Consider the following 15,536-nt stretch of genomic DNA (forward strand, 5'->3'; position numbering starts at 1 on the left):
GGTCGACCAGCCTACGGCGTGGCCGTGGCGATCTCCTTCAGGGTCCGGGCGGTGAGCAGCGCGGCCGCCGTGGCCTCGTAGCCCTTGTCCTCGCGGGAGTGCGGGAGCCCGGCCCGGTCCAGCGCCTGCTGGTCGTTGTCACACGTGAGGACCCCGAAGCCGACGGCGACCGTGTGGTCGAGCGCGACCCGGGTCAGGCCGTCGGTCGCGGCGTTGCAGACGTAGTCGAAGTGCGGCGTGCCGCCGCGGACGACGACGCCGAGAGCGACGACCGCGTCGTACCCCTGGACCGCGAGCGCCTTCGCGGCCACGGGCAACTCGAAGGTGCCCGGCACCCGGAGCAGCGGCCCGCTGGCGTTGAAGTCGGCCAGGGCGCGCTGCGCGCCGCCGATGAGGCCGTCGGTGACCTGGCTGTGCCAGCTCGCCGCCAGGATCGCCACCTTGAGGTGGCTGGCGTCGAAGGTCTCGGTCTCGGGGGATCCGTCTCCGGACATGTCAGGCTCCGTCCTGCGTCAGGTCGTGGGTGAGGTCGAGGTTGGGCAGGTCGTGGCCCATCCGGTCGCGCTTGGTGAGCAGGTAGGCGATGTTGTGGTCGTTGGGGTGCGGCGTGAGCGGCACCCGCTCCGCGACGTGGACGCCGAAGTCCTCGAGGTTGTCGACCTTGTCGGGGTTGTTGGTGAGCAGCCGGACGCTGGTCACACCGAGGTCGCGCAGCACCTGGGTGGCGGTGCCGTAGTGACGGGCGTCGGCCGGCAGCCCGAGGTCGAGGTTGGCGTCGACGGTGTCGCGGCCACCGTCCTGCAGCTGGTAGGCCTGCAGCTTGGCGACCAGGCCGATCCCGCGGCCCTCGTGACCGCGCAGGTAGATCACCACGCCGCGGCCCTCCTCGACGATCCGCTCGAGCGCCTCCTCCAGCTGGGGTCCGCAGTCGCAGCGGTCGCTGCCGAAGACGTCGCCGGTCAGGCACTCGGAGTGGACCCGGGTCAGCACCGGCTCGGAGCCCGACACGTCGCCGTGCACCAGCGCGATGTGCTCGGAGTCGTCGACGGTGATCCGGTAGCCGTACGCCGTGAACTCGCCGTGCTTGGTCGGCAGCCGGGTCTCGGCGACCCGCTCGACGAGGTTCTCGTGGCGCCGCCGGTAGCGGACCAGGTCGTCGATGGAGATCATCGCGAGGTCGTGCTCGTCGGCGAACGCGCGCAGCTCGGGCGCCCGCTTCATCGTGCCGTCGTCGTTGACGACCTCCACCAGCACCCCGGCCGGCGTCAGCCCGGCCAGCGTGGCGAGGTCGACCGCGGCCTCGGTGTGGCCCCGCCGGACGAGGACGCCGCCCTCGCGGTAGCGCAGCGGGAAGACGTGTCCGGGGCGGGTGATCTCCCACGGCTCGGTCGCGGAGTCGGCCAGCACCCGGGCGGTGTGGGCGCGGTCGGCGGCCGAGATGCCGGTCGAGACCCCGTCGCGGGCGTCGACCGAGATCGTGTACGCCGTCCGGAGCTTGTCCTTGTTGTGCGGCGTCATCAGCGGGATCTCGAGGCGGTCGAGCATGTCGGCCGGCATCGGCACGCAGATCACGCCGCTGCTGTGCCGGATCGTGAACGCCATCAGGTCGGGGGTGGCCTTGCTGGCCGCGAAGATGATGTCGCCCTCGTTCTCGCGGCCCTCGTCGTCCACGACGATGACGGCCTTGCCGGCCGCGATGTCGGCGATCGCCCGCTCGACCGTGTCGAGCCGGACGTTCGGGTGCTCGTGCGGGTGGCTCATGCCGGGACCTTCTCTCGCAGGGTGGGTTCGGCCTCGTCGGAGGTGGCGCGCCACCAGGTCACGAAGCCGGCGACGCACAGGGCGCCGTAGAAGACGTAGAGGATCGCGCTCGGGTAGTAGGACGAGTGCCAGAGCAGCGGCACGCCGACCAGGTCGACGCCGATCCAGGCGAGCCAGAAGTCGTTCCAGCCGCGAGCCATCGCGTAGGTCGCGAGCATCGAGCCGACGAAGATCCAGGCGTCGCACCAGTAGTACCAGCGCGGGGCGGGCCAGCCGGCGCCGACGACGGAGAAGACCCACTGGCAGACCAGGACGCCGGCGGCCGCCGCGACGAGGTACGCCGCGCGCTCCCGGGCGGTCGCCCAGCGCGGGTCGATCGCGGGTGCGTCTCCCCCGCCGTGCGCGCGCTTGACCTCCTGCCAGCGGTACCAGCCGTAGACGCTGGTGACGATGAAGAAGACCTGACGTCCGGCCTGGCCGAAGAGCGGCTGCTGGGCCTGGGCGTCGAAGGTCGCGGCGATGAAGACCGTGAAGAGCAGGACGTTGCCGACGATGCCGACCGGCCAGGCCCAGACCCGGCGGCGCAGGCCGCCGACCGCGGAGGCGAAGCCGAAGGCGTTGCCGAGGATCTCGCGCCAGGTGATCGGATGACCCGCGATGGTCAGGTGCGCGTCGTAGAACGAGGTCAGGGCGCTCATGCGGACTCCTTCGCGAAGGGCAGCAGGCGCTCGACGTACTTGGCGATCACGTCGACCTCGAGGTTGACCCGGTCGCCGGGCCGGCGGGTGCCGAGGGTGGTGCGGGCGAGGGTCTCGGGGATCAGGCTGACGGTGAAGCGGTCCGCGCCGGCCTCGACCACGGTGAGGCTGACGCCGTCGACCGTGATCGAGCCCTTGTCGACGAGGTAGCGGCTGAGCCCGGTCGGGATCTCGATCTCGACGACCTCCCAGTGCTCGCTGGGCGTGCGGGAGGCGACGGTGCCGACGCCGTCGACGTGACCCTGGACGATGTGGCCGCCCAGGCGCTTGTCGGCGGTGACCGCGCGCTCGAGGTTGACCGGGGTGCCGGGGCCGACGCCGAGGAGACTGGTCTTGTCGAGCGTCTCCTGCATGACGTCGGCGGTCCAGGTGTCGCCGTCGACGGTGGTGACCGTCAGGCAGCAGCCGTTGACCGAGATCGAGTCGCCGAGGTGGACGTCCTCGAGCACGGTGGTGGCGCGGATGCTGAGGCGGATCGCGTCGCCCTGGTCCTCCACGGCGGCGACGGTGCCAAGCTCCTCGACGATGCCGGTGAACATGTCAGTTCTCCTCAGGGGTGAGCGTGAGTCGGACGTTGTGCTCGGGGTCACCCGCGAGCACGGTGACGTCGGTGACGCGGGGACGGAACGCGTCGGCGATGGTGGTGATTCCGAGGTCGGCCACGGCGGAGCGACCGGCGCCGAGGAGCATGGGCGCGACGTACACGACGATCTCGTCGACCAGGCCGGCCCGCAGGAAGGCCGCGGCGAGAGTCGGCCCGCCCTCGAGGAAGACGTGCTGCCGGTCGAGGGCGTGGAGCTGCTCGAGCGCGGTCCGGGGGTCGCGGGTGCGGAGGTGGACCGACTCGGCACCCTGCGAGTACTGGGTGTTGAAGATCCGGCGGCCGGGGTCGAGGTCGCGCTCCCCCATGACCGCGCGCAGCGGCTGCACGGCGATCGGCCGGTCGTGCTCGTCGCGCACGGTCAGCAGCGGGTCGTCGACGGCGACGGTGTTGGTGCCGACCAGCATCACGTCGCAGAGCGCGCGGAGCCGGTGGGTGTCGAGCCGCGCGGCCCGCGAGCTGACCCACCGGCTGGTGCCGTCGGCGGCGGCGCTGCGGCCGTCGAGGGTGGTCGCGAACTTCCAGGTGACGAACGGGCGGCCGTGCTCGACCGCGAAGGTCCAGATCGTGTTCAGAAGTCCCGACTCGGTCGCCAGAAGTCCGGACTCGACCTCGACGCCGGCGGCGCGCAGCGTCTCGGCGCCGCCCGCGGCGGCCGGGTTGGGGTCGGCCTGCGCGAAGACGACGCGGCGTACGCCGGCGGCGACGAGGGCCTGGGCGCACGGGCCGGTGCGGCCGGTGTGGTTGCAGGGCTCGAGGGTGACCACGGCGGTGGCCCCGCGGGCGCGGTCGCCGGCCTGCGCGAGGGCATCGGCCTCGGCGTGGGGGGTCCCGGCGCCGCGGTGGAAGCCCTCCGCGACGGTCGAGCCGTCGTCGGCGAGGAGCACGCAGCCGACGCGCGGGTTGGGGCCGAGCGGGACGCCGGGGGTCGCGGCGAGCTCGAGCGCGCGCCGCATGGCGGCCTGCTCGGCGCTGCTGCTCATCGCGATGCCCTCTCGGTGTCCGCTCACGGACTCCGGGGCTGGACGGGTCGGGCACGTACGACGTACGTGGACGACGCCTGCGTGCGCTTCCCATCCGGACTTTGACCGTCGGTCCAGGAATTTCACCTGGTCAACCGGTCACTGGCTGTGACCGGGTCGCGGACTGTTACCGCCGGCTCGGAATTTCACCGACCCCAGAGCACGCGAGCTTGATAGCTCGTCGGGTCGAGTGTGCCACAGGGCGACGACCGGACGGCCGTGAGCCGTGTCACGGAGCGGGATAGGGCGTCGGCACCGCGACGTGCGGTCCCTCGTGGTCGGGCTCGCGGAGGTCGTCGAGCTCCCTCAGCCGTCGGGGCAGCAGCGATCCGATCGCCAGGACGAGGACGGCCATGGCGAAGAGGATCGAGGCCGTGCGCACGCCCCAGCCGTCGATCGCGGGGCCGGCGAGCAGGAGGCCGACCGGGCCGGCGGCGTACGTCGCCGAGGTGATCACCCCGATCACCCGGCCCCGCAGCTCCTCCGGGGTGCGCACCTGCATCGCGAGGTCGAGGATCGGCTGGACCGGTCCCCAGAACAGCCCGGTCACCAGCGCGAGGCCGAGCAGCGCGGGCAGACCGGGCAGGAACCCGAGGCCGAGCAGCGCCAGGCAGGCCATCAGGACGCTGACGACGAACACCCGGTAGCGGCCGAACCGGCGGACCACGACGGCGGTGGCGAGCGACCCGATGACGCCGCCAACGCTCATCGTGGTGACGACCAGGCCGAGCTGGGCGGGTCGGTCGATGTCGGTGAAGTGCACGGGCAGGATGACCGACTCGAACGGCAGGTACGCCGCAACGACGAGGCAGACCAGCAGCGTGGTGACCCGCAGGAGCGGCTGCCGCCACACGAACGCCAGACCCTCGACCGTGCCGCGCCAGAGCCCCTCCGGGCGCTCGTGATGGTCGGGCCGGCCGGCGCCGGGCACCCGGAGGAACGCCGTCGCGACGACCGACACGGCGAACGCGGCGGCGGTCGCCCAGAGCGCGTTCGAGGCCCCGACCAGGCCGATGAGGAGACCGCCGATGCCGGGGCCGAGGATGTACGCCGCGCCGTACACCGCCTCGTGGACGCCGTTGGCGCGCTCCCACGCCCAGCCCGCGCGAGTGGCGGCACCGGGGAGCATCGCCTTGCGCGCGGTGTAGCCGGCCGGGTCGAGGACCGCACCGCCGATGGCCAGGCCGATCAGCCACGTGGCGTCGAGGTGGCCGAGCAGCGCGACCAGAGGGATGCCGGCCGTGCTCAGCCCGGAGAGGGCGTCGGCGAGCATCGCGACCCGCTTGCGACCGACCATGTCGACCACCGTGCCGACCAGGAGGCTCGCGAACAGGACCGGCACCAGGGTCGCGGACGCGACCAGCCCGGCGGCGGAGGCGCTGCCGGTGATGTCGAGGACCAGCCACGGCAGCACGACCATGGCGACGCCGTTGCCGACGCCCGAGAGGAGGTTGCCGACCTGGAGGAGAGCGAACGGTGTGCGGCGCACCGCCGTCAGCCGCGTGCTTGCTCGGCCCTGCCGCGGAGGTCGGCGACCATCCGGTCGGGGTCCTCGGCGGAGTAGACGGCCGAGCCGGCGACGAAGACGTCGGCACCGGCCTCGGCGCAGCGCTCGATGGTCTCGAGGCTGACCCCGCCGTCGACCTGGAGCCACGTCTCGACGCCGTGCTTGTCCATCAGCTCGCGGGCGCGGCGGATCTTGGGCAGGCAGAGGTCGAGGAACTTCTGGCCGCCGAAGCCCGGCTCGACGGTCATGATCAGCACCATGTCGAGCTCGGCGAGGAGGTCCTCGTAGGGGTCGATCGGGGTCGCCGGCTTGAGCGCCATGCTCGCCCGCGCCCCCTTCGCCCGGATCTCGCGGGCGAGCCGGACGGGCGCCTTCGCGGCCTCGACGTGGAAGGTGACCGATCCGCAGCCGGCCTCGACGTACGCCAGGGCCTCGCGGTCGGCGTCCTCGATCATCAGGTGGGCGTCGAGCGGCACGTCTGTCGAGCGGGCGAGCGCCTCGACCATGGTCGGCCCGAAGGTCAGGTTGGGCACGAAGTGGTTGTCCATCACGTCGACGTGCACCCAGTCGGCGCTGCCGATCCGGGCGACCTCCTCCCCCAGCCGCGCGAAGTCGGCGTTGAGGATGCTCGGCGTGATCTGGATGGACACGATCGCGGAGTCTATCGGGGCGATTGTCGGACGATGCGAGCGAGTTGCTACGGCCGCCATCCACCAGTCTTGAGCCAATCATCGACGGCAAGCCACAACCCCGCCAGCACGTCGTCGACGTGCTGGAGTTTCTTGTCCAGGTCACCGAAGGTCAGTGTGCGGCCAGCCTGAACAACCGTTTCCTCGCCGTGTGCAACCCGGTTCCGCCTTCCAGCGAGATCCCGAAGGGTCGCAGACTGGATAGGGCTACCGAATGTGTTGCCCTTGAGCCCGAGGACACGCCAGACCGTCGTGAAGGTGCCGTCGTTTACGGTCTTACCATCGAGGAAAGTGAAACTTTCCGGCCAATCGTCCGTCCCCATTGTGTGAGTGCTGACCAGCTCGATGCGCCTGATCAGCCCATTCCGATCCTGAGTAGCGGCTGACTGCCAAGCCCCTTGACTCAGCGCCATCGCAAGGTTCGTATGTAGAACCTCAGGTGTCGTAACGCTTGCCTGGACTGCACTTCGAAGCTCGTCCGCTAGTTGCCGGACGAGTTCCTCCAAGATCGCCATTACCCAAACGACGCATCCGGCCTTGAAGTGAGCGGTGAGCCCAGACTTGTCGAAAGAACCGCGCTTGAGCGCCTCTGACTCCTCATGGGCGAGCCTGGTCCTAAGCGAGTCGAGCTCACCACTCGCGTCCGCAATGCACCGCATTGGCTCAGCTCAGCAATTCCTTGGCTCTCTGGATCCGACCCCGAAGGGCTGCGGTCGTGTTCGTCCCCTTCGTGCTGTGCTTCAGAAGGTCGGGATCATTCATCACACGCGCTGGCGTACCACGCGGCTTCTTCTTCTCTTCGAGAAGCTCAGCCGTAGCGACCATCAGCGCCTCGAACTGATTGAGCGGCGTCAGCGGGTAGTTGCCCTTCAGAGCTGGTCCCTTAAAAATCCCCCACAGCGCGTCCACCGTGTCGTCGAAGAGCTTCCGCCACTTCTTCAGGTCCTTCCCGGCGCGGTTCTCTTCCATGAAGGTGTTGAGGAACTCAGTAACTCGGCCATCGAAGCGATCGCGTGCGTAGAGATACGCGAAGAACTTCAGTACCTGCTCCTCACGAGTTCCATCAGCCTCACTTCCCTTCTGCAGCTTCAGCAGAGTCTTGAACGGCTCGCTATGAGCGGCTTCTCCGATGTACGCGTTGAACGGGCCGCGATAGATGCACGCTCGGACCTCCTGAGGAGTGAGGACGACGCCGCCGCGATTCAATCGCTCGAAAAGATCGAACCGCACCTCTAGTTGGCTCTTATCGGACAGTGCAGTGACTCGCAGAGCGCGCCGCAAGAGAGTCACCTGCAGTGAGGTAGGCAAGTCATCGAAAGTCAGCCCGTTGAACGCCGTCAGCTTCTTGAGATCCGTAAGCTCGAGAGGCTCTGCGTCTTCAGCGATGTGCTCTTGGATCTGTTCCCCGGACCCAGCGAAGTGAATCATGGTCGACACACGCTGCAGTCCATCTACCAGTTCCCAGGTGGCGTCGGGGTTCGTGGCAACGAAGAGCGGAGGTACCGGAAGGCCGAGCAGGAGGCTCTCGATCAGCTCGGACTCGCGCTTCGCGTCCCATCGAAACTGCCGCTGATACTCGGGTGCGATCGCTAGCTCTTGATCTTCAAGCATCCGCAGCAACTCACGCACAGGGATGTCGAAGTGGTCGACGTCGACCTTCTGTCGATGCTTGTCGAGTTGCGCTTGGAGCTCGGTCATGTCCTCACCCTATGGGCACGAGCGCCGCCGGACGCATGAAGCCAGACCCGCAATTCGATTCGTCTCCCAGCGGTGGCTAACGAATGCTCGGCGTGATCTGGATGTGGCCCACGGGCGGTCAGTCTAGAGCGCGGCTACGGTGAGGTCGTGGCCACCTACGAGGAGCTCCACGACCACGTCCGCGCGCTGGTGCTCGGTGTGGCGCCGGACGCCGAGGAGGGCACGTCGTACGGCATGCCGGCCTGGAAGGTCCGGGGCAAGCCGCTGCTCGGGCTCAACGAGACGAAGCACCACGTCGGCCTCTACCCCTTCGGGTCGGCGATCGTCGACGCGGTCCGGGACCGGCTCGACGGCTTCACCACGACCAAGGGCGGGGTGCAGTGCACTCCGGACCACCCGCTGCCGGACGACGTGATCGTCGAGATGGTGCGGCTGCGACTCGCCGAGATCGGCTAGTCGGCCGACTCCTCGGGACGCCACGTGACGCGGTCACCCATGAACTCGTGCACGAAGCCACACTCGCGGCACACGACGCCGACCGCTGCCCTGTTGAGCCAGTCGAGCCCCACGTACGTCATGCCGGCGGTGTTGAGGAGCACCTGCCGGTAGGCGAAGAGGCGTCCGTCGCACACCAGGCAGGACAGCTGACGGTCGCCGATCCAGGCCGTCGGCCGCGTGCCGTTCGCGTCGCCGAGCGGCTCTGCCGGCTTTCCCAGTCCGGGCACGTGCTCACTCCTCGGGTTCCTCGGGTTCGTCGGGCGCCGCGCCGTCGCGGTCGGCCCACTCCAGCAGCGGGGCGATGTCGAAGACGTGGTCGTCGATGTCGGCGTGCAGGTCCCCGAGCTCGGCGAACCGGTCGGGCACGGTGAAGATCGTGAGGTCGCGCGGGTCGGCGTCGTCGACCTCGTCCCAGCGGATCGGGGTGGAGACGCGGGCGTCCGGCAGGCCGCGGACGGAGTAGGCCGCCGCGATCGTGTGGTCGCGGGTGTTCTGGTTGTAGTCGACGAAGAGGTGGTGCGGGTCGCGGTCCTTCTTCCACCACAGCGTCGTCACGTCGTCGGGCGCGCGCCGCTCGATCTCACGGGCGAAGGCGTGGGCGGCGCGGCGGACGTCCGGGAAGCCGTGGTCGGGCGCGATGCGGACGTAGACGTGCATGCCCTTGCTGCCGCTGGTCTTCGGGTAGCCGACCGCGCCGAGCTCGTCGAGGACCTCGTGGACGACGTGCGCGACCCGGCGTACCTGGTCGTAGTCGCTCAGCGGCCCGGGGTCGAGGTCGATGCGCCACTCGTCGGGCTCCTCGGTGTGACCCCGACGGCTGTTCCAGGGGTGGAACTCGACGGTCGACATCTGCACCGCCCAGATCACGCTGCCGAGCTCGGTGACGCAGAGCTCGTCGGCGGTGCGGTTCCAGCGCGGGAAGTGCAGCTGCACGGTCTCGACCCACGGCGGCGCGCCCGCAGGGAGCCGCTTCTGGTGGACCTTGTCGCCGGCGAGCCCCTTCGGGAATCGGTGGAGCATGCAGGGCCGCTCGAAGAGGGCGTTGACGATGCCGGGCCCCACGGCGAGGTAGTACTCGACCAGGTCCAGCTTGGTCGCCCCCGACTCGGGGAAGTAGACGCGGTCGGGGTTGCTCACCCGCACCACCCGGTCATCGACCTCGATCTCGACCGCGGGCGGCTTGGACGGCATGCGGTCAGCGTAGGGGGAACCCCCGGCTACGGTGCGGACGTGGACTTCGACCAGCCGCCCGTGGTGCGCGTGTCCGTCGAGGACGACCTGCCCGGCGACGCCTGGCCGGGGACGGTCCCGGCGGTCGCGCAGCTCGTGCGCGAGGGGCTCGACCTGTCGCCGTTCGTCACCTTTCTGGTCGGCGAGAACGGCACGGGCAAGTCCACGATCGTCGAGGCGGTCGCCGAAGCGTTCGGGCTCGGCGCGGAGGGTGGTTCGACCGGCAGCCAGCACTCGACGCGCAGGTCGGAGTCGCCGCTGGGCCGGGCGCTCCACCTCCAACGCGGTCTCGCGGCGAGCCGCCGGGGCTTCTTCCTGCGAGCGGAGACCATGCACGGCTTCTACAGCTACCTCGAGGACAACCCGGCACCGGTGCGCCATGGGCCGCCCGAGCCGGCCTTCCACGAGATGAGCCACGGCGAGTCGTTCCTCGAGGTGCTGCGCACCCGCTTCGATGCCCCCGGCTTCTACTGCCTGGACGAGCCGGAGGCGGCGCTGTCCTTCTCCTCGACGCTCGCGCTGATCGGAGCCCTCGGCCGGATCGTCGAGAGCGGGGGCCAGGTCCTGTGCGCGACCCACTCACCCGTGCTGGCGGCGATGCCCGGCGCGACCATCCTCGAGGTGGGCGACTGGGGCCTCCGCCGTACGACGTGGGAGGAGCTCGACCTCGTGCACCACTGGAAGGCCTACCTCGACGCGCCCGCCCGCTACCTGCGGCACGTGCTGGACTGAACCGGCCGGCTCAGCCCTTGCGCAGCACCGCGATGAACATCGCGTCGGTGCCGTGCCGGTGCGGCCAGAGCTGGACGGTGCCGTCCAGCGGGCCGGCGCAGTCCGGGACGTCCGGGAGGAGCGCGGTCGCGTCGCCGAGGGTGACGTCGCGGCGGCGCTCGAGGACCGCGGTGACCACCTCGCTGGTCTCGGCGAGCAACGGTGAGCAGGTCGCGTAGACGACGACGCCGCCGGGGCGGGTCAGGTCGAGGGCCGCGCCCACCAGCTGCCGCTGCAGCCGGACCAGCTCGACCACGTCCTCGGGCTTGCGACGCCAGCGCGCCTCGGGCCGCCGCCGCAGCGCACCGAGGCCGGTGCACGGGGCGTCGACGAGGACCCGGTCGAAGACCGCGTAGCGGTACGGCGGGGCGGTGCCGTCGGCAGCGACCACGCCCGCGACCCCGGGCGACCCCGCGAGGGCGCGGCGGACCAGGCCGGCCCGGTGCACCTGCCGCTCGGAGCCCACGATCCGGGCTCCACGCTCGGCCGCGAGCGCGGCGAGCAGGGCGGCCTTGCCGCCAGGCCCGGCGCAGAGGTCGAGCCAGTGCTGGTCGCGACCCTCGATCGGCGCCGCCGCGGCCGCGATCGCCACCAGCTGGGAGCCCTCGTCCTGGACGCCCGCGCGACCCTCCGCGACGGCCGGGATGCCCCCCGGGTCGCCACCCTCCATGACCACGCCGTACGGCGAGAAGCGGGTCGGCGTGCCGGGCAGCTCGTCGCGCGTGGAGCGGCCCGGGCGGGCCACCAGGGTGACGCTGGGCGAGACGTTGTCGGCCGCGAGCAGGTCGTAGAGCTCGGCGGCTCCGACGGCCTCACGCAGCTCGTCCACCACCCAGCGCGGGTGGCTGTAGGCGGTGGCGGCGAACCGGGTCGGTGCGACCCGCGGGTCGGGCGCGACCCGGCCGATCCACTCCGTCAGCGGGTGCTCGGAGACGCGGCGCAGCACGGCGTTGGCGAAGCCGGCGGCGCCGGCGCCGACCCGGTCGCGGACCAGGTCGACGGTGGTGCTGATCGCGGCGTGCACCGGCACCCGCATCGCGAGCAGCTGGTGCGTGCCGAGCCGCAGCGCGTCGAGGACCTTCGCCTCGACCTTGCTGAGCGGCCGGTCGATGCAGGCCGCGAGGATCGCGTCGTAGGTCCCGCGGCGACGGATGGTGCCGGCCGCGAGCTCGGTCGCGAATGCGGCGTCGCGGCCACTGAGGCCGTGCTGGCGGAGCAGCCCGGGCAGCACCAGGTTGGTGTAGGCGCCGTCGACCCGGACCGCCTTGAGGACCTCGAACGCGACGAACCGCGCCGGGTCGATCCTGGCCCGGGGCCCGGTCGAGCCGGCCCGGCGTTGCTGCCCCCGTGGACGGGGCTCAGTCATCCTCGACGCGCTCCGACGGGAAGGTCATGGGACGACCGTAGCGATCAGATGGTTCAGGATTCATCGAAATGGGCCCCCGTCTCGATGCGCAGACCTCGGGCCCAGTCGGCGGCGTCCATCGCGCGCTTGCCGGGTGCCTGCACCTGGCCGAGCCGGACCGCGGTGGTGCCGGTCCCGACGACCACGTCGCGCTTGCCGACCGCGAGCTCGCCGGGCGCGAGCGCGCCGTCGACGAGGGTGACCGGGCCGAGCTTGAGGCGCGCGCCGTCGAGCTCGGTCCAGGCGCCGGGCGCGGGCGTGCAGGCGCGGACCTGACGGTCGACGGCCACCGCCGGACGCGACCAGTCGACCCGGGCGTCCTCCACCTCGATCTTGGGCGCGTAGGACAGGCCCTCCGGCTGCTGCGGCCGCGCGTCGACCGCGCCGTCGGCAAGGCCGTCGAGGGTCGCGACCAGCAGTCCGGCGCCGCCCTCCGCGAGCCGGGCGAGCAGGTCGCCGGCCGTGTCCGTCGGGCGGATCCGCTCGGTCATCACCCCGAAGGTCGGCCCCGCGTCCAGCTCCTTCACGATCCGGAACGTGGTGGCGCCGGTGACCTCGTCGCCGGCCCACAGCGAGTGCTGGACAGGAGCGGCGCCGCGCCAGGCGGGCAGCACCGAGAAGTGCAGGTTGACCCAGCCCAGCGGCGGGATGTCGAGGGCCGACTGCGGCAGGAGGGCGCCGTACGCGACCACCGGGCAGCAGTCGGGGGCGAGAGCCCGCAGCTGCTCCTGGAAGTCGGGGTCGCGGGGGTGCGCGGGCTTCAGGACCGGTACGCCGAGCTCGGCGGCCCGGTCCGCGACCGGGCTCGCCACGAGGCTGCGACCGCGGCCGGCGGGCGCGTCCGGACGGGTGACGACCCCGGCCAGCTCGTGGTCGGACTCGGCGATGGCGTCGAGGGCCGGGAGGGCGACCTCGGGGGTGCCGGCGAAGACCAGCCTCACCGCGCGGACCCGAAGGTCGGGTGCGGCGAGACCTTGACGGTCGGCTGGTCGAGGCCGAACCACTCCGCCTCGCGGATCGCCTTCATCGCGGCCTTGCGGGCGTCGGCGTCGAGCCGGTCGACGAAGAGGACGCCGTCGAGGTGGTCGGTCTCGTGCTGGATCGCGCGGGCGAGCAGGTCGGAGCCCTCGACGACGATCGGCCCGCCGTGCATGTCGAAGCCGCGGGCCACCACGAGGCGGGCCCGCTTGCAGTCGAAGCTGAGGTCCGGGATCGACAGGCAGCCCTCGGGGCCGTCCTGGATCTCCTCGCCCAGGTCGAGCGACGGGTTGACGAGGTGGCCGACCTCGCCGTCGACGTACCAGGTGAAGACACGCAGCCCGACGCCGATCTGGGGGGCCGCGAGGCCCGCGCCCGGAGCGGCACGCATGGTGTCGGTGAGGTCCTCGACGAGACGCCGCAGCTCCTTGTCGAAGTCGACGACCTCGGCCGCGGGCTTGCGCAGGATCGGGTCCCCGAAGAGGCGGATCGGCTGGATGGGCACCCGGCAAGTCTAGAGAGGCCCCCGGCCGGGTCAGAGGGTCGGTGGGTCGACCTGGATCCGCACCGGGTCGAGCTTGCGGCTCGAGCGCACTCGCTGCAGCTCGCCCAGCGCCGTCGACAGCTGGGCACCCTGGGCCCGCGGGACGCGGACGACGAGGCGGCACTCCCCCTCACCGACGTCGACCGGGCCGAGCAGCTCGGCCGCGGCGGGAGCGGCGAGCAGCGTGACCGCGTCGTCGACCGCGCCCGGGTCACCGGTGATGGTGGCCAGGCGGCTGGCCGGCGGCAGGTGCGCCTCCACCCGGTCCGCGGTCTCGCGGGCGGCGAAGCCGGCCGGGTCCCACCGCACCAGGGCCTGGAGGGCCGGGTGGGCGGGATCGCCGACCGCCACGACGCGCCCGCCACGGGCGACGAGGGCGGCGGCACCGGCCCATCGGCGCAGGGCCTCCTCGCCCGCGCGCAGGTCGATCCGCGAGAGCAGGAGCCAGGTGTCGAGCAGCACCACGGCGGCGTAGCCGCCCTCGACCACCGGCTCGGCGCCCGGCGTGGCGACGACGATCTGCGGACCGGGCGGGACGGTGGCCAGCACGGCGTCGCCGGAGCTGGTGCGCACCCGGGTGTTGGCGAAGGCCCGGCCGAGCTCCTCCGCCGTCCGGGCGTCGCCGAGGACGGGTGCGCGGAGCCCCCGGTGGCCGCACTCGGGGCAGGCCCAGTCCTCGGCGACCGTGCCGCACCAGCGGCAGGCGGGCGGGGTGGTGGGGCCGGTGAGCGCGAGCGGGCCCTGGCAGGCGCCGCAGCGGGCCGGCGTACGGCACCGCTCGCAGGCGAGCGACGTGACGTAGCCGAGGCGCGGGGTCTGGACGAGGACCGGCCCCTGCGCGAGCGCGTCGCGGACCGCGGTGTGGACCTCCCGCGGGATGCGTGAGGCGCGCCCGTGCACGTCCTTGATGGAGGGATCTCCGGCGATGCTGACCGTGACGCGGCGGCGTACCTCCTCCCGGCTCGGGCCGAGCTCCTGGGCCCAGCCCGTGCGCAGGAGGTACTCCGACTCGACGGTCCGCACGAAGCCACCGACCAGCGCGGCCGCGCCCTCCCGCTCGGCTCGCAGGAGCAGCGTCTCGCGCGTGTGGGGGTAGGGAGCGCGCGGCTCGGCGTGCAGGTCGTCGCCGTCGTCCCAGCAGACGACGAGCCCGAGGTCGTGGACCGGCGCGAAGCTCGCGCCGCGGGTGCCGACCACGACGCGGCGCGCGTCCCGGCTGATCGCGAGGAAGTCGCGGTAGCGGCGGGCCGGGCCGGCCTCGGCGGTGAGCGTGACGTGCCGCTCGGGACCGAGGACGTCGGCGAGCGCCCGGTCGACCCGCGCGACGTCCTTGCCGTCGGGGACGCAGACGAGGGCGCCCCGGCCGGAGGCGAGCGTCGCGGCGACGGCGTGGGCGACCAGGAGCGGCCAGTCGGTGGCCGGCGCGGCCGCCCAGACCGCGCGGGGCGACCCGCCGGAGGCCAGGTGGCGCAGGTAGGCCGCACCCGGCTCGTGACCCGTCCAGGCTGCCTCTCCGGCGGCGGCGTCGTGCCGCCACTCCCCCGGCTCGGGCCAGCTCGCGTCCTTCTCGGTGGTCGCGTGCCGCTGCGGGACGGCCAGCCGCAGCACGTCGGCGCGGCTGCCGGCGTACCGCTCGGCGAGCTCGGCGCTGAGCGCGGCCACCTGGGGGGCGAGCACCGGCTCGGGGCTGATCACCCGCCGCAGCGACGCCAGCTGGCCGGTGTGGTCGGAGCTGGCGGCGCGGGCCACGAGGTAGCCGTCGACGTCCTGGCCCGCGAAGCGCACCTTGACCCGGACGCCGGGCTGCGCGGCGTCGGCCATGGACTCGGGCACGGCGTAGTCGAAGGGCCGGTCCAGGTGCGCGAGGGGCACGTCGACCAGCACCCGCGCCACCGGGTCGACCGAGGCGACGGCCGCGGCGGCGGCCTTGCGCGCCCGGGTCTCCCGGGCGCGGGCCTGGGACGCCTTGACCTGCTGGCGGACCAGCCCGGGCAGGAGCTCGGGCTGGTCCTCGGTCATGCGCGCAGTTCTACCAGCGCCAGCGGACGGTCCGGCAAATGCGCGAGTCGGCGCA

General features: G+C 72.1%; 17 protein-coding genes and 1 riboswitch. Of the genes, 2 read left to right on the forward strand and 15 right to left on the reverse strand.

Annotated elements, in window-relative coordinates; genetic code table 11:
* Positions 1 to 11: 11 nt before the first annotated feature.
* The 9 genes from ribH to K8U61_RS23450 all read right to left on the reverse strand — a co-directional run bounded on the left by ribH (position 12) and on the right by K8U61_RS23450 (position 8,036).
* The gene (gene ribH / locus K8U61_RS23410) at positions 12 to 494 is read right to left on the reverse strand and encodes a 6,7-dimethyl-8-ribityllumazine synthase (RefSeq protein ID WP_224125427.1); all 483 of its coding nucleotides are present in this window, start codon (positions 492 to 494) and stop codon (positions 12 to 14) included.
* A gap of 1 nt (position 495) precedes the next feature.
* Positions 496 to 1,761 carry a bifunctional 3,4-dihydroxy-2-butanone-4-phosphate synthase/GTP cyclohydrolase II gene (locus K8U61_RS23415; RefSeq protein ID WP_224125428.1) on the reverse strand — a complete coding sequence of 422 codons (1,266 nt, stop codon included), beginning with the start codon at positions 1,759 to 1,761 and terminating at the stop codon, positions 496 to 498.
* On the reverse strand, positions 1,758 to 2,459 hold the full coding sequence (locus tag K8U61_RS23420) for a nicotinamide mononucleotide transporter family protein (protein WP_224125429.1): 702 nt from the start codon (positions 2,457 to 2,459) through the stop codon (positions 1,758 to 1,760). Before K8U61_RS23420 ends, K8U61_RS23415 begins: the two co-directional genes overlap by 4 nt.
* On the reverse strand, positions 2,456 to 3,073 hold the full coding sequence (locus K8U61_RS23425) for a riboflavin synthase (RefSeq protein WP_372454348.1): 618 nt from the start codon (positions 3,071 to 3,073) through the stop codon (positions 2,456 to 2,458). Before K8U61_RS23425 ends, K8U61_RS23420 begins: the two co-directional genes overlap by 4 nt.
* Positions 3,060 to 4,103: a bifunctional diaminohydroxyphosphoribosylaminopyrimidine deaminase/5-amino-6-(5-phosphoribosylamino)uracil reductase RibD gene (gene ribD, locus K8U61_RS23430; RefSeq protein ID WP_224125431.1), complete on the reverse strand. Its 1,044-nt coding sequence runs from the start codon at positions 4,101 to 4,103 to the stop codon at positions 3,060 to 3,062. Before ribD ends, K8U61_RS23425 begins: the two co-directional genes overlap by 14 nt.
* A 77-nt stretch (positions 4,104 to 4,180) precedes the next feature.
* Positions 4,181 to 4,310: riboswitch (FMN riboswitch) on the reverse strand.
* 61 nt (positions 4,311 to 4,371) lie between these two features.
* The gene (locus K8U61_RS23435; protein ID WP_224125432.1) at positions 4,372 to 5,631 is read right to left on the reverse strand and encodes an MFS transporter; all 1,260 of its coding nucleotides are present in this window, start codon (positions 5,629 to 5,631) and stop codon (positions 4,372 to 4,374) included.
* Positions 5,632 to 5,636: 5 nt separating this feature from the next.
* Entirely contained in the window at positions 5,637 to 6,299 is a 663-nt protein-coding gene (gene rpe / locus K8U61_RS23440) for a ribulose-phosphate 3-epimerase (protein ID WP_224125433.1), read from the reverse strand.
* A 47-nt stretch (positions 6,300 to 6,346) separates the two neighbouring features.
* Positions 6,347 to 6,853, reverse strand: a complete 507-nt coding sequence (locus tag K8U61_RS23445) for a hypothetical protein (protein ID WP_224125434.1) — start codon at positions 6,851 to 6,853, stop codon at positions 6,347 to 6,349.
* Between the two features lie 148 nt (positions 6,854 to 7,001).
* Complete coding sequence (locus K8U61_RS23450; protein ID WP_224125435.1) at positions 7,002 to 8,036, reverse strand: GmrSD restriction endonuclease domain-containing protein; 1,035 nt, start codon at positions 8,034 to 8,036, stop codon at positions 7,002 to 7,004.
* 147 nt (positions 8,037 to 8,183) lie between these two features.
* Here K8U61_RS23450 and K8U61_RS23455 point away from each other — a divergent pair, with 147 nt between their 5' ends.
* A complete protein-coding gene (locus tag K8U61_RS23455; RefSeq protein ID WP_224125436.1) occupies positions 8,184 to 8,492 on the forward strand; it encodes an iron chaperone in 309 nt (102 codons plus the stop codon).
* Here the strand turns inward: K8U61_RS23455 and K8U61_RS23460 are convergent.
* Positions 8,489 to 8,761 (reverse strand): hypothetical protein, encoded by a 273-nt coding sequence (locus K8U61_RS23460; RefSeq protein ID WP_224125437.1) that lies wholly within the window; start codon positions 8,759 to 8,761, stop codon positions 8,489 to 8,491. The genes K8U61_RS23455 and K8U61_RS23460 overlap by 4 nt on opposite strands.
* Positions 8,762 to 8,765: 4 nt before the next feature.
* On the reverse strand, positions 8,766 to 9,725 hold the full coding sequence (gene ligD / locus K8U61_RS23465) for a non-homologous end-joining DNA ligase (protein ID WP_224125438.1): 960 nt from the start codon (positions 9,723 to 9,725) through the stop codon (positions 8,766 to 8,768).
* 39 nt (positions 9,726 to 9,764) lie between these two features.
* Between ligD and K8U61_RS23470 the strand changes: the two genes are divergently transcribed.
* Positions 9,765 to 10,496: an AAA family ATPase gene (locus K8U61_RS23470; RefSeq protein WP_224125439.1), complete on the forward strand. Its 732-nt coding sequence runs from the start codon at positions 9,765 to 9,767 to the stop codon at positions 10,494 to 10,496.
* Between the two features lie 10 nt (positions 10,497 to 10,506).
* On the opposite strand, the gene K8U61_RS23475 is transcribed toward K8U61_RS23470, so the two are convergent.
* The 4 genes from K8U61_RS23475 to K8U61_RS23490 are packed head-to-tail and all read right to left on the reverse strand — an operon-like array spanning position 10,507 to position 15,481.
* Positions 10,507 to 11,901 (reverse strand): RsmB/NOP family class I SAM-dependent RNA methyltransferase, encoded by a 1,395-nt coding sequence (locus tag K8U61_RS23475; RefSeq protein WP_224125440.1) that lies wholly within the window; start codon positions 11,899 to 11,901, stop codon positions 10,507 to 10,509.
* Positions 11,902 to 11,954: 53 nt separating this feature from the next.
* Positions 11,955 to 12,881 carry a methionyl-tRNA formyltransferase gene (fmt, locus tag K8U61_RS23480; protein ID WP_224125441.1) on the reverse strand — a complete coding sequence of 309 codons (927 nt, stop codon included), beginning with the start codon at positions 12,879 to 12,881 and terminating at the stop codon, positions 11,955 to 11,957.
* Entirely contained in the window at positions 12,878 to 13,423 is a 546-nt protein-coding gene (def, locus tag K8U61_RS23485; protein ID WP_224125442.1) for a peptide deformylase, read from the reverse strand. Before def ends, fmt begins: the two co-directional genes overlap by 4 nt.
* 30 nt (positions 13,424 to 13,453) lie before the next feature.
* Positions 13,454 to 15,481 carry a primosomal protein N' gene (locus tag K8U61_RS23490; protein WP_224125443.1) on the reverse strand — a complete coding sequence of 676 codons (2,028 nt, stop codon included), beginning with the start codon at positions 15,479 to 15,481 and terminating at the stop codon, positions 13,454 to 13,456.
* Between the last annotated feature and the right edge of the window lie 55 nt (positions 15,482 to 15,536).

This window comes from Nocardioides mangrovi (assembly GCF_020073815.1).
Classification (GTDB): Bacteria; Actinomycetota; Actinomycetes; order Propionibacteriales; family Nocardioidaceae; genus Nocardioides; species Nocardioides mangrovi.

Bases quoted from the DNA above. Each gene is read 5' to 3' on its own strand.
- ribH (WP_224125427.1), bottom strand. From the start codon at position 494: ATGTCCGGAGACGGATCCCCCGAGACCGAGACCTTCGACGCCAGCCAC.
- K8U61_RS23415 (WP_224125428.1), bottom strand. From the start codon at position 1,761: ATGAGCCACCCGCACGAGCACCCGAACGTCCGGCTCGACACGGTCGAG.
- K8U61_RS23420 (WP_224125429.1), bottom strand. From the start codon at position 2,459: ATGAGCGCCCTGACCTCGTTCTACGACGCGCACCTGACCATCGCGGGT.
- ribD (WP_224125431.1), bottom strand. From the start codon at position 4,103: ATGAGCAGCAGCGCCGAGCAGGCCGCCATGCGGCGCGCGCTCGAGCTC.
- K8U61_RS23445 (WP_224125434.1), bottom strand. From the start codon at position 6,853: ATGGCGATCTTGGAGGAACTCGTCCGGCAACTAGCGGACGAGCTTCGA.
- K8U61_RS23450 (WP_224125435.1), bottom strand. From the start codon at position 8,036: ATGACCGAGCTCCAAGCGCAACTCGACAAGCATCGACAGAAGGTCGAC.
- ligD (WP_224125438.1), bottom strand. From the start codon at position 9,725: ATGCCGTCCAAGCCGCCCGCGGTCGAGATCGAGGTCGATGACCGGGTG.
- K8U61_RS23475 (WP_224125440.1), bottom strand. From the start codon at position 11,901: ATGACTGAGCCCCGTCCACGGGGGCAGCAACGCCGGGCCGGCTCGACC.
- K8U61_RS23490 (WP_224125443.1), bottom strand. From the start codon at position 15,481: ATGACCGAGGACCAGCCCGAGCTCCTGCCCGGGCTGGTCCGCCAGCAG.